This window comes from Emticicia oligotrophica DSM 17448, assembly GCF_000263195.1.
Taxonomy (GTDB): Bacteria; Bacteroidota; Bacteroidia; order Cytophagales; family Spirosomataceae; genus Emticicia; species Emticicia oligotrophica.
In genome coordinates this window covers 259407-272919 of the sequence record NC_018748.1, presented here as the reverse complement: position 1 = coordinate 272919, position 13513 = coordinate 259407, and the positions used below count along the sequence as shown (strand labels likewise).

Annotated in this window: 11 protein-coding genes; 5 read left to right on the top strand and 6 right to left on the bottom strand. The window is 36.4% G+C overall.

The genetic code is table 11. The annotated features are described in order from the left end of the window. Nucleotides 1–5 precede the first annotated feature (5 nt). Nucleotides 6–1349, top strand: coding sequence for a RagB/SusD family nutrient uptake outer membrane protein (locus EMTOL_RS01215; protein ID WP_015027438.1), 1344 nt, complete (start codon nucleotides 6–8; stop codon nucleotides 1347–1349). 75 nt (nucleotides 1350–1424) lie between these two features. Here EMTOL_RS01215 and EMTOL_RS01210 read toward each other — a convergent pair whose 3' ends face one another. The 3 genes from EMTOL_RS01210 to EMTOL_RS01200 all read right to left on the bottom strand — a co-directional run bounded on the left by EMTOL_RS01210 (nucleotide 1425) and on the right by EMTOL_RS01200 (nucleotide 4660). Beyond that, nucleotides 1425–2120, bottom strand: a complete 696-nt coding sequence (locus EMTOL_RS01210; RefSeq protein WP_015027437.1) for a 3-keto-disaccharide hydrolase — start codon at nucleotides 2118–2120, stop codon at nucleotides 1425–1427. A gap of 266 nt (nucleotides 2121–2386) precedes the next feature. After that, nucleotides 2387–3439: a sugar phosphate isomerase/epimerase family protein gene (locus EMTOL_RS01205; RefSeq protein ID WP_015027436.1), complete on the bottom strand. Its 1053-nt coding sequence runs from the start codon at nucleotides 3437–3439 to the stop codon at nucleotides 2387–2389. A gap of 69 nt (nucleotides 3440–3508) precedes the next feature. Next, on the bottom strand, nucleotides 3509–4660 hold the full coding sequence (locus EMTOL_RS01200) for a Gfo/Idh/MocA family protein (RefSeq protein ID WP_015027435.1): 1152 nt from the start codon (nucleotides 4658–4660) through the stop codon (nucleotides 3509–3511). A 222-nt stretch (nucleotides 4661–4882) separates the two neighbouring features. On the opposite strand from EMTOL_RS01200, the gene EMTOL_RS01195 reads away from it, so the two are divergent. Beyond that, nucleotides 4883–6085 carry an MFS transporter gene (locus EMTOL_RS01195; RefSeq protein WP_015027434.1) on the top strand — a complete coding sequence of 401 codons (1203 nt, stop codon included), beginning with the start codon at nucleotides 4883–4885 and terminating at the stop codon, nucleotides 6083–6085. A gap of 339 nt (nucleotides 6086–6424) precedes the next feature. Next, nucleotides 6425–7492: a GHMP family kinase ATP-binding protein gene (locus EMTOL_RS01190; RefSeq protein WP_015027433.1), complete on the top strand. Its 1068-nt coding sequence runs from the start codon at nucleotides 6425–6427 to the stop codon at nucleotides 7490–7492. 44 nt (nucleotides 7493–7536) lie between these two features. Here the strand turns inward: EMTOL_RS01190 and EMTOL_RS01185 are convergent, their stop codons facing one another. Next, complete coding sequence (locus EMTOL_RS01185) at nucleotides 7537–8739, bottom strand: ROK family protein (RefSeq protein ID WP_015027432.1); 1203 nt, start codon at nucleotides 8737–8739, stop codon at nucleotides 7537–7539. Between the two features lie 203 nt (nucleotides 8740–8942). Between EMTOL_RS01185 and EMTOL_RS01180 the strand changes: the two genes are divergently transcribed. Then, nucleotides 8943–10304 (top strand): M20/M25/M40 family metallo-hydrolase, encoded by a 1362-nt coding sequence (locus EMTOL_RS01180; RefSeq protein ID WP_015027431.1) that lies wholly within the window; start codon nucleotides 8943–8945, stop codon nucleotides 10302–10304. 115 nt (nucleotides 10305–10419) lie between these two features. Here EMTOL_RS01180 and EMTOL_RS01175 read toward each other — a convergent pair whose 3' ends face one another. Then, nucleotides 10420–11190, bottom strand: a complete 771-nt coding sequence (locus EMTOL_RS01175; protein ID WP_015027430.1) for a TIGR02757 family protein — start codon at nucleotides 11188–11190, stop codon at nucleotides 10420–10422. A gap of 164 nt (nucleotides 11191–11354) precedes the next feature. Continuing rightward, the gene (locus tag EMTOL_RS01170; protein WP_015027428.1) at nucleotides 11355–12452 is read right to left on the bottom strand and encodes a LysM peptidoglycan-binding domain-containing protein; all 1098 of its coding nucleotides are present in this window, start codon (nucleotides 12450–12452) and stop codon (nucleotides 11355–11357) included. 225 nt (nucleotides 12453–12677) lie between these two features. Between EMTOL_RS01170 and kdsB the strand changes: the two genes are divergently transcribed. Next, a complete protein-coding gene (kdsB, locus tag EMTOL_RS01165; protein ID WP_015027427.1) occupies nucleotides 12678–13418 on the top strand; it encodes a 3-deoxy-manno-octulosonate cytidylyltransferase in 741 nt (246 codons plus the stop codon). The last annotated feature ends 95 nt before the right edge of the window (nucleotides 13419–13513 follow it).

Genomic DNA, 13513 nt, shown 5'->3' with positions numbered 1-13513 from the left:
TTAAAATGAATAAAAATATTAAAAATTGGCTTTTGGTTGGAGCAACTGTCACTTTCATGACTGCTTGTGATAGCCGTTTAGATGTAAAGCCTACTCAATCAATTGAGGAGTCAACGGCTCTTGCTACCTCACAAGACGTTGAGGTTACGCTCATTGGTGCGTATGATGGTCTGTCAAGCATCAACCTTTATGGTGGTGCAGTTCAATATTCTGGTGATTTACTAGGTGATGATGCTGAAGTTCGTTTTGCGGGTACTTTTTCTACATTAGATGAGTTGTGGAGAAAGACTATGACAACAACAAATGGCCAGACTCAATCTACTTGGTTACAAGCATACAATACCATCAACCGTGCAAATAATGTTTTGGCTACTTTAGATAAATTAGAAGCAAGCAAAAAAGCAAAGGTAGAAGGTGAGGCTCGTTTTATCCGTGGCTTGGTATATTTTGATTTAGTTAGACTTTGGGCAAAAGCTTGGGGCGATGGTGATAATAATACGAATTTAGGGGTTCCGTTAGTAACTACTCCAACTCGTGTTGTTGGTGAAACAGATAATCGTCCAAGAGCCACTGTAGCCGCAGTTTACGCTCAAGTATTAGAAGATTTGACCAAAGCAGAATCTTTATTAGGAAATATTAGTGATGCTGGTTTTGCATCTAAAAATGCAGTTCAAGCAATCTTGGCGAGAGTTTATCTACAACAAGGAAATTACGCTGCTGCACGTGATGCCGCAAATCGTGTTATCTCAAGTGGTCAATTCGCTCTTGCTCCATCTTTCCCTGAAGCATTTGATGATGCGACTAATGACGGTGAAATGATTTTTAAAGTGATTGTTACAGACCAAGATGGTGGAAATGATTTAAATACATTCTATGCACCATCAACATACCAAGGTCGTGGTGATATTCGTATACAAGCGAAACACTTGGCTCTGTACAGTGCTGGTGATACTCGCGGAACATTTTTCGTAAGAGCATCGAACAATAACTTTACAGCAAAATTCTTAGACCAATATGGTGATGTTCCAGTAGTACGTTTAGCGGAAATGTATTTGATACGTGCAGAAGCTAACCAACGTTTAGGAACTTCAGTTGGAGCAACTCCTTTAGCTGATATTAATCTAATTAGAGCAAGAGCAGGTGCCAGAACTTTAACAACAGTAGATTTAAACGCTATTTTGACAGAACGTAAACTTGAATTAGCTTTTGAAGGGCAACAAGTACACGATGCGAAGCGTTTGAAAAGAAATGTTGGAACTTTAGCATTTAGCGATAATAAATTAGTTATTCCAATTCCACAACGTGAAATTGATACCAACAAAGCTTTGGTTCAAAATCCGGGATATTAATTTGGAAATGAAATGATAATAAAAAATGCGAGTCGGAAACGGCTCGCATTTTTTATTATTGTATTTATAAAGATATTATAATTCTTTGATACGAATTTTTCTGAATGAAACAGCGTCTCCGTGGTCTTGAAGTCCGATGTGTCCTTTAGAAAACTTTCCGAATCCTTCCCAGCCTTTAAATTTGCTATTGGCAACTAAAGCTTCCCATTCTGGACCTTCAGATTTGTACTTCACCGAAAGTGTACCATTTTGATAAACACTTACTTCTCCTTTATTTTTGATAATTCTCACTGTATTCCATTCGCCAGCAGGTTTAGTAACAGAGGCTGAAGGAATCATATCATACAAAGCACCAGCTTTATGGTTGCCGTTTTTCCCAGCCTTAGCATCTGGATGACGCTCATTATCAAGCACCTGAATTTCTGGGCCAGTTAAGTACGGAACACCGTATTTTGGATCTTCATTAACCCCATAAAAAATACCACTGTTAGCACCTTCTGAAACTTTCCATTCTAATTGAAGCTCAAAGTTTTCATACTCTTTATCAGTAATGAGGTCATCGCCATGCTTTTCGCCTTTAGCTTTTCCAGCAAAAACCAATGTACCATCTTGTACTTTCCATTTATCTGAAATTGGTTGCCCTGCTTTGTTATATACGTGCCAGTTAGTAAAAGTTTTGCCATCGAATAATGTAACCCATTTACCTTTTTGAGCGAAAGTGCTGCTTGAAAGTAAAAGAGCCACGGCAAGAATGCTAAGTTTTGATTTCATTGGTTGAATTTAATTTAAATTAACAATTTTTAAATAATTGAGGAAGAAATATAGGTAACGAATCTTAATATAGAAGATTAAAATCGACAAAATAGCCTTTAATATGGACAAAAAACTTCTACAGGAATTATTCGAAAATTACTCTTTAATACATCCGGTTTGGAATAATTTTGCAGTTATCTATTTAAACCGGAGCTAAGTTGTAGTTATATAGAAGTTTCGGGACTAGTCATAGTCCCGAAACTAATTTTTTATATAAAAAACTATTAAATACCTAATACTCGGCGATTAACAGCTTCATCTGCACCCGTAGCGGCAAAATCATCAAATGCACGTGTGGCAACTTGAATGATATGACTTTGAATAAACGGAGCACCTTCTGCAGCACCTTGCTCAGATGATTTTACACAGCATTCCCACTCTAAAACTGCCCACGAATCGTAATCATATTGAGAAAGTTTCGAGAAAATTCCTTTGAAATCAACTTGTCCATCGCCTAAAGAACGGAAACGTCCAGCACGGTTTGCCCAACCTGCATAGCCACTATATACACCTTGCTTACCTGATGGATTAAATTCTGCATCCTTCACGTGGAAAGCTTTGATACGGTCGTGGTAAAGGTCAATGAATGCAAGGTAATCGAGGTGTTGAAGTACGAAGTGACTTGGGTCGTAGTTGATACAAGCACGAGAGTGTCCACCTAAATAGTCAACAAACATTTCGAAAGTAGAACCATCAAATAAATCTTCACCCGGGTGTAATTCGTAGCAGTAATCTACTCCACACTCATCGTAATAATCTAAGATTGGCTTCCAACGAGTAGCTAATTCTTTAAAAGCAGTTTCAATAAGTCCACTTGGGCGTTGCGGCCAAGGGTATAGGAAAGGCCATGCTAAAGCCCCCGAAAAACCCACGTGTGATTTCAAACCAAGATTTTGTGAAGCTTTGGCTCCCCATCTAAGTTGTTGTTCTGCCCATTGGCGGCGTGCTGGCTCATCACCATGTACGGCTGCTGGTGCAAAAGCATCATACATGGTATTGTATGCAGGATGCGAAGCAATTAATTGCCCTTGAAGGTGCGTCGATAATTCGGTTATTTCTAAACCTTTATCTTTGAGTTTACCTTTCAACTCATCGCAATATGTTTGGCTTTCTGCAGCTTTTTGTAGGTCAATCACACGGCCATCCCATGATGGAAGTTGGATACCTTTGTAGCCTAAGCCAGCCATGTAGTCGGCAATTGTATCTAATGAATTAAATGGAGCTTCATCGCCCATAAATTGAGCAAGAAATATAGCTGGACCTTTAATTGTTTTCATAAATCAATTTTCAATGAATGAATGAGTAAAAACTTAATTTAAATTTAACTTAATTTTTTAGGAAAGTTTTTAACCTTTAAACTTTACCCATTTTGAAGAAGATTTGCCTGATGCAATAACCGTTTCTACAAATTGCATTCCTCTAATTCCATCATCAATGGTTGGAAAATCGAGGTCAAATTCACTCGGTGTTTCACCATTCATACGCTTACGAACTGTGCGAGCAAAGTTTTTGTAAATGTTGGCAAATGCCTCTAAATATCCTTCTGGATGCCCAAAAGGAATTCTTGAACTTACCTGAGCCGCTGGATAAAGTTCCCCAACGCCTGGTTCAAAAATTCTTTGACCATCAATTGATTTGTGCTTCAAATATTGTGGCGTTTCCTGATGCCAATGTAAACTTCCTAATTCACCAAAAACTCTGATGTTGAGTCCGTTTTGTTCACCATTTGAAATTTGGCTACACATTAACACACCTCTAGCACCGTTATCGAAGTGAAGTAAAACGTTGGCATCGTCATCTAGTAAACGTCCTTCAACGACACGACTTACATCGGCACAAACTTCTGTGATTTGTAAGCCAGTGATGTATTCTGCCAGATTTTCTGCGTGTGTGCCAATATCACCCACAGCACCCGCAATTCCCGAACGTTTAGGGTCAGTACGCCATTCAGCTTGTTTATTTGTACCTTTTTGCTCTTCAGGGAAAGATAACCAACCTTGTGGGTATTCTACTACAACTTTGCGGATATTGCCAATGGCACCAGCTTTAATCATGGCACGAGCTTGCTTTACCATTGGGTAGCCAGTATAGTTGTGAGTAAGGGCAAAAGTAAGACCTGTTTTTTCAACGATGTCTTTCAATTTTTTTGCTTCTGAAAGCGTAAATGTTACGGGCTTGTCGCAAATCACGTGGAAACCATTCTCTAAAGCCATTTTGGCTGGAGCAAAGTGCATGTGATTTGGAGTAACGATTGAAATTGCATCAATTTTGTCTTTACGACGCTTTTCTTTTTGAATCATTTCCTTGAAATCGGCGTAGCAACGGGCTGGGTCAAGCATTAAGTCTTCGCCAGAAGCTTTTGATTTTTCGGGAGTCGAACTAAACGCTCCACAAACCAAGTCGATTTCTCCATCAATGGCAGCTGCGATACGGTGAACACCACCAATGAATGCTCCTCGACCACCGCCAACCATACCCATTCGGATTTTACGAGCCATAGTTATATTATAGGATTGAGTGAAAAATTTACAATTGTACGAAATATGTATAAATTTTCTTGTTCTAAAATTAGAACACCATTTTTGATATTTTTTCGTCTCCAAATTTCTGAAAAAGTGTCTAAACCACAATTAAAAATAGGATTTTCTTTTGGGAAAATTTTAAATATTATATTTTTACGGCTCAATTTATTCAAAACCCTTAAAAACCTTCTAAATACTATGGTTAATCAGAGTCGTCTTTTCTTGGGGAGTTGTTTCGCCCTCATTACAACAGCGTTTTCTTTTAGTATTCGTGCTGGTATTTTACCACAGTTAGGTACTGACTTCAACCTAACAGCCGAGCAATTAGGATTCATCAACTCAATGTGGTTTTTAGGCTTCCCGCTTGCGATGATTATTGGTGGACTCGTTTATCATTCAGTTGGGCCTAAGAAAATCATGATGATAGCATTTGTATCTCATGCTTTAGGTATCATTCTTACTATTTATTCAGGAGGTTATACTGGACTCTTGATTTCTACATTTTTTATTGGTTTAGGAAATGGTTGTACTGAAGCTGCTTGTAATCCGATGATTGCTGATGCTTATTCAGGAACAGATATGAGTAAAATGTTAAACCGTTTTCACATGTGGTTCCCTGGCGGTATCGTAATCGGTAGCTTGTTATCTAAATTTATGACTGATGCAGGAATGTCTTGGCAAGCACAAATTTGGTTGATTTTGATTCCAACAATTATCTATGCGTATTTATTCTGGGGACAAGCTTTCCCTAAGCCAAAAGTTGAAGGTGTAACTTCTATCGGAGAAAACTTAAAAGCAATGGCTACACCTCTTTATATTTTTATGTTCTTGTGTATGGCCCTTACAGCTATTTCTGAGTTTGGCCCACAACAATGGACAGGCTTGATTATGAGTAAGAGTGGTGCAAGTCCGATGTTAATATTAGCTTTAGTAACTGGTTTGATGGCCGTTATTCGATTCTTTGCTGGGCCAATTGTTGAGAAATTCGACCAAACTGGTGTATTATTAGGCTCATCAATTTTTGCTGCTATTGGTATTTATTTATTTAGTACTCAAACAGGTTCTATGGCGTATGTCGCTGCCATTTTCTTTGCTTTGGGTGTTGCGTTATTCTGGCCAAATATGGTTGGTTTTGTAGCAGAAAAAGTGCCTTTGAGTGGTGCGTTAGGTATGTCAATTATTGGTGGCGTAGGTATGTTCTCAACTGCCATTTTCCAACCAATTATTGGTAGCTGGATTGATGATGCTCGTGCTCAGAAAACGGCTGAAGGTTTAACTGGTGATGCTCTTGAATTAGCTGCTGGACAAGCAACTTTGAGCACAATGGTTCTCTTCCCTGCAATCTTGATTGTGGCATTTACTGGACTTTATTTCTTTATGAAGACTAGAAAGACAGCTTAATGATTAAAATATTGAAATTGTAGAAAAAGCTTCGCTAAAACTTAGCGAAGCTTTTTTTTGACATAAAAAAATCCCCTATTTCAAGTTGAATAGGGGATAAAAATTAAATTACTAACTTTCTCTATTAATTATGATGATGCTTTGCTGATGAATGTAAGGAAATTACGTTTACCGACTTTCATAATCATATTACAAATAAAAATATTTTTTATTAATTCCACAATTATTTTAAAAAATTTATCAATAAATAAATTATGGATAAATAAATATTTAATCCTTTCAAAGTTTTATACTATTTTTGAGAAATAAAATACAAACCTACCTTTAGGAATTTAATAAATGATTAAAATATCTACTCCTGGGCGAATATGCCTTTTTGGAGAACATCAAGATTACCTCGGATTGCCAGTAATCGCTGCTGCAATTTCACGTAGAGTTAATATTACTGGTGAACACCGTGCTGACAAACAGATTATTATACATTTACCAGATATTCAATCAGAGCTTATTTTAAGCGTTTCTGAAACAAGAATGACGTATAAACAAAAGCGTGATTATTTTCGAAGTGGATATAATATGCTGATTGATAAAGGTTTAACTTTTTCGAAGGGTATCGAGTGTACGGTTCAAGGAAATATTCCAATTAATTCGGGTACTTCCAGTTCTTCAGCTTTATTAGTTACTTGGATTCATTTTTTATCAAAAATGGCTGATAATCCTCATGAATTTACTGCCAAAGAAATAGGTGAAATGGCTTTTTTTGCAGAGGTGGTAGAGTTTGGCGAGCCAGGAGGAATGATGGACCAACTGTCAACTGCCATCGGGCATGCTGTTTATCTCGAATTTGAGCCAAAAACAACTGCTGAAGCCATTGAACCAAAGTTAGGTAGTTTTGTTTTGGCCGACTCTTGTGAGCCTAAAGATACCATTGGGGTTTTGAGACGAGCGAAGTTTGCTCGTTTAGAACTCATTGAGAAAATTAAATCTCATCAACCTGATTTTTCTTTACATACTTTTGATTCTCAGCAGAAAGCATTATTAAAGCCTATTTTGAGTGAAGATGATTATGTACTTCTTACGGGTACACTTCGTAATCGAGATATTTTAAGAGAAGCTTTAGCTCTTTTCAAAAGTGGAGAAATGACCGATAAAATATTAGGTGATTTATTACTTGAGCATCACGGTATTTTGAGAGATGTACTAGAAATTTCAACACCTAAAATTGAAAGAATGTTGAGTGCAGCACTCGAAGCGGGGGCATTAGGCGGTAAAATCAATGGTTCAGGCGGTGGAGGGTGTATGTTTGTCTATGCACCGAATAATCCTGAAAAAGTAGCTGAAGCTATCGAAAAGGTTGGAGGTAAAAGCTACATTATTAAGATTGATGCAGGAACTAAGCAATTCTAAAATTCAACGAGACACAACTTTGTTTGTGTCTCGTTGAATTTTACCTATACCTCATCAAAAAGATGCTCTAATACGAATGAAAATGTACCCAGAAAACCCGCAGATTCTTCCAAACGTGAGGTGTTAACAGATAACTTTGTTTTAAATTCTCCTAGACAATATTTGTTGATTGCCTGTTCTATTGGAATAGTGATGAATTTATCGGCTTTGGCAAGTAAACCATCTACCAAAATTAATTCTGGATTGAATAAATGAACAGCAATTGATAAAGCTTTGCCAAGTTCGGTTCCAATTTCATTAAGTAAGTCAATACAAAGTTCATCTCCCGAATGAGTTGCCGCAATAATCATATCTTCATCTACGGCTTCAACATTTCCTTTGGCAAGTTGAATAATCTTTGAAACTCGCCCATTATTTAATTCTTCTTTTACTCTCTTAATAAGTACTTGGGCTGTAGCTACCGTTTCCAAACATCCGATTTTTCCGCATGAGCAGAGTTCACCAGCTCCTCTAACTTGAATATGCCCAAGTTCGCCAGTAAATCCAGAAGTTCCATTGAATACTTCTCCGTCAATTAAAATACCTAAGCCAACTCCCCAGTCGATATTGATTGCTAGAACATTGTTGTAGTCGTGTGCCAAACCAAATCTTTTTTCACCTAAAGCAATGGCTTTGGCGTCATTGAGTGTATAAGAGGGTACATTAAAATATTCACTCAATATTATATTGATGGCTTTTCCTTCACTGGTTGGATAAGAGAAATTATTTCCAGTTTCTTTATCAATTAAACCCGGCATACAGACACCAATTCCTAAAATTTTATCTTTGCTGATATTTACATTTTTAAGGAATTCAATGGTGTTTTCCAAAATGAAAGTGCCATAAGATGCATTATTTTCTATCTGAAATTTGAATTTCTTTTGAGCACAAACTTCATTCTTAAGGTTATAAACAATAATCGAACTTTCAAATTTATTAATGAGCCAAGTGATAATGTAGCCATGATTGGCATTTAAACCATACAAAACAGGTTTACGTCCTGATTTAGAATTACCAGTACCCACTTCACTTATCCATCCTTCTTGCATCAATTCAATAAAAAGCACATTGACTGAAGGCGGGCTCGAATGGAGTATTTTACTTAAATCAATTATCGTATTAGGACCATTTAAGTATAGTTCTTTCAACAGCTGTTGTTTTAATTTATTTTTTTTAATTTCTACTACCGACTCTCTGGCTTCAATCATGATTAAAAAAGATTTTTTATTAACAAAAGTACGATTTTTTGAGAAATGTTTTAAATAAAATATTATTTGTTATTTATTCAAGTTTTGAGAAAATATTTTTAAATAATTTATTAAAATTAATATCTACATTTATTAATGCTTAAAGATGTTTTTTTACTAAATTGCTCAGTCAATAAGCTATATATCTATCTATTTTATTAAACATGAAAAAAATCCTAGTCGCCCTGACTTTATGTTCATTTACAGCTTACTCGCAAGAAAGCGATTCGCTATTAATTCGGAAAATTTATGATGAAATTCTTGCTAAAGGTGAAGCTTACAAAACACTTACCCATTTATCCAAACAAATTGGCCCAAGATTAAGTGGTTCTGAAGGTGCAGCAAAAGCTGTACAATACACCAAAAAAGTAATGGAGGAGTATAAGTTTGACCGCGTTTTCTTGCAAGATGTAATGGTACCACATTGGGTTCGCGGAGCAAAAGAACAAGCATATATTGAATCAGGTAAGCAAAAAGTAAATGTACCAATTGCTGCATTGGGTGGTTCGGTTGCCACGCCAACAACTGGAATCAAGGCAGAAGTAATTGAGGTGAAAAGTTTTGAAGAACTAGAAGCATTGGGTACCGAAAAAGTAAAAGGGAAGATAGTTCTTTTTAATCGACCAATGGACCCAACTAAAATTAATACATTCGATGCGTATAGTGGTGCCGTTAATCAACGTGGAGGTGGTGCTTCACAAGCTGCAAAATATGGAGCTGTGGGGGCAATTGTGAGGTCTATGACAACTTTACAAGATGATAAACCACACACTGGAAGTATGCGTTATGCAACTGGTGTACCAATGATTCCGACTGCTGCAATAAGTACAAACGGTGCGAATCTTTTAAGTAAAATGTTGAAAGAAAATCCTAAAATTCAGTTTTTCTTCAAACAAAACTGCGAAACTTTGCCTGATGCTCCATCACACAATGTAGTTGGCGAAATTCGTGGTTCGGAAAAACCTGATGAAATAATTGTAGTAGGAGGCCACCTTGATTCTTGGGATTTGGCAGAAGGTGCTCAAGATGATGGTGCTGGTTGTGTACAATCAATAGAAGTACTAAGATCATTAAAAGCATTAGGTATCAAACCAAAGCGTACGATTAGAGTGGTAATGTTTATGAACGAAGAAAATGGTTTACGTGGAGGAACGAAATATGCTGATTTAGCTAAACAAAATAACGAAAAACATATCGCTGCTATTGAATCTGATAATGGTGGTTTTACACCAAGAGGTTTTGGAATGGTTGGAACGGATGCACAAATCTCTAAACTTACAAAATATAAGAACTTATTAGCACCTTACGGTTTGGCAGAAATTGGTCGCGGAGGTGGTGGAGCAGATATTGGTCCATTGGGTAGTCAAGGTACACTTTTGATTGGTTTTAAGCCAGATTCTCAACGTTATTTCGATTTTCATCATGCACTTTCAGATACGCTCGAAGCAGTTAATGAGCGTGAGTTAAACCTTGGTGCCGCTTCAATGGCTGCTTTGGTTTATCTGATTGATAAATACGGACTTTGATTGAATGACGATTTTTGATTTATAAATAAGTGACGATTTACGAGTGAAAAAGTTCTAAGGAATATTTATCCGATGAAAAACTCAATCGTAAATCGTCATTCTAAAACCTCAAATTTTATAAATACCCTTCGACGCCCAAACCAAATAGAGCAAAGTCATATTTTACTGGGTCTAATGGGTCAAGTTGTTTTAAGTTTTTGGTCAGTTCAATAGCCATTTGCCAGTCTGCTTTAGGTCGTGTTATCAATCCTAATTTTCGAGCAACTCTTTCTACATGTACATCACAAGGGCAAACCAATTGGGAGGTATTTATTTGATTCCAAATTCCAAAGTCAACCCCTTTTTCATCTTTTCTCACCATCCAGCGTAAAAACATATTTATTCGCTTACAAGTAGAATTTCTTGCTGGCGTTGCAATGTGCTTACGAGTACGTGTGGGGTAATCTTCCAAACCAAAAAATACTTTCTGAAAATTTTCTAACCCAACTCTCATATCTTCATTTTCGGGCTTTAAGCCAACAAGGAAGGCATTTTCAAATGATTCGTTTTTGCTATAAAAATCCTTAAAAAATTCAATAAAATATAGAGTGTCAGTAGCGTTGAAGGTACGGTGTTTGAACGAAAGAAATCGTTTAAGGTCAGAATCTTGGTGATTTTTGATAAAATCATAAGGAGCTTTATCCATCAAAGATATTAGCTCATTACATTTATTGATTATCGTTTTTCGTTGGCCCCAAGCAAGGGTAGCTGCAATGAAGCCAGTTATTTCAATATCTTGCTTTAGCGTAAACTGATGAGGAATACAGATGGGGTCGTTGGGAATGAAATTAGGCTGATTAAACAACTCATATTTTTCATTGAGTAAATCAACGATTAGTTGTGTCATTTATGCTTTTACTTTTTTTAGAATAAATACCAAAAAGTTAGAAGCCCATGAAAAGACTGCTAAAATAGCCGTAAATAAAAAGCTAAATGTCGTAATGAAAGGATAGAGGATTGCGAAAAAAGCCGTCCAGATTTTTGATTTAACTTGCATTGATTGATAAAACCTTAATTACTAATACTATAACTTAATTCAGCACTGATACGACTATCTTTTGGAGATAATTTATCGAATGCTTTTTTCGAAATTCTAATTTTTACATCACGTGTTGGATTAAATTTACCGATAACTTTCACCCAAACACTTTGGCCGTTGGCTACATTGGATACTTTTATTAGAGTGCCAATAGGAGCGGTAGGGTGCAGAGCTAAAAATTTATTGGTAGATTCTCCTGCGGTTATTACTTCAGCAATACCATTTTCTGAAACTTTCCTACCACCGGGAGCATTGGGTACTGTGCTTGTTGGTTTATTTGGTATTGTTACAGGTTTATTGATAACTGCTTGTTCTTTAGATTCTTTTGGGGTTTCTTTAACCACATCACCCGCAGGGGCTTGAATTTGAGTGGTAGTTTTGGGTTTAAGGGTGTCTTTTTTAGGAGTAGCTTTCGCAACAAACGAAGCTGGCTTTTCAACTACCAAAACCTGTCCAATTTTTACCGCATCATTGGTTAAGGCATTCCATTCTCTAATTTGCCAAACTTTAATATTATATAATTTTGCTACTGTAAATAGATTTTGTCCTGCTATAATAGTATGTGTTTTAGCTTTAAGAGAAGCCTTTGATGAGGTGTTTTTGGCTTTATTTGTCCCTATTTCCTTAGAAGGTTCAACTGAGCTAACTTTCAATGAACTTTCTGCGTCTTTTGGCGTAGCTTCTGGAATATCTACGATTTCAATGCCATTTTCGTCGATGATTCTTTTTTCTTCTACTTTTTTTGAGCTTGTTTTTTCACCAGATGGTATAATTTCTACTACTGGAGCCTTGGTTTGACTTACCTTTTTTTTACTATTATAGGGTACTTCCACTACTTGGTCGAGTGAAAGAATATCACCTTTTTTAAAAGTTGGATTTACAGAAAGAAAATCGCTTTCCGTACAATCATAACGTTTTAAAATAGAATAAATGGTTTCACCTTTTTCTACTTTATGTTGAACTAATATTTTACCATTTCTTTTTTCAATCCCAAGTGAATCTTCGGGAGTTGCGTAGGTATTGTTTAGGAAAAGCACTGAGGCTATTAAAGCACAAATTATTCTTAACATACAAGTGTTTGTAAATGTAAATGAATCATGGTAAGATGAAGGGATAGGATTGAAATCTCCTTCAGTAGTAAACTTAAACCTTCATTTTTACTGATAATTCAGCTGAAATTTAACATTAAAAATTGTGTATTTGATTCAATTTTATGCAAATTTAATCATTCTATAGTAGATTAACGCATATATTTTTTTTTTGGTGTAAATTCGCCACCTTGATTAGCAAAACAGATGAAAATTCTAGGAATAATTCCCGCAAGATTCGCTTCGAGTCGTTTCCCTGGTAAACCTTTAGTTGATATTGGAGGAAAAAGCATGATTCAGCGTGTGTACGAACAAGCACAAAAAGCCCCAAGTCTTACGAGTGTGGCAGTAGCTACCGACGACCAACGAATTTATGACCACGTACTTGGTTTTGGGGGCGAAGTTTATATGACTTCTGAAAATCACCCAAGTGGAACAGACCGTTGTTATGAAGCTTACCAAAAGGCAGGAGGAAGTAGTAAATTCGACTATGTCATTAATATTCAAGGTGATGAACCTTTTATCGACCCAGCTATAATTGAGCAAATGGCTGAACTACTTGATTCAAAGACAGAAATTGCTACTGCTGTAAAAAAAATTAAAGATTATAACATGCTTTTTGACCCTAATGTGGTGAAAGCAGTTTTGGCTTTGGGAAAACAATGCTTGTATTTTAGTCGCCAGACATTGCCTTATGTACGTGGTGAGGCACCCGAATCTTGGCTCGACCATGCTGATTTTTACAAGCACATTGGTCTATATGCTTATAGAAGTGATGTACTTGAAAAAATTGCTTTATTACAACCATCAAAGCTTGAAAATACAGAGAAGCTAGAACAACTTCGCTGGCTAGAGCATGGCTACAAAATTTTTGCGACTATTACCGAATATGAAAGTATAGGAGTTGATACCCCCGAAGATTTAGGAAAGTTGAAAGATTTCGTGTAAATATGGTTTACTGAGTTATTCTAAAGTTTTTGTTTAGGTTCAAACAACAAACCATACCATTGACCGTTAGAATAAGATAATTGATGAATATAACT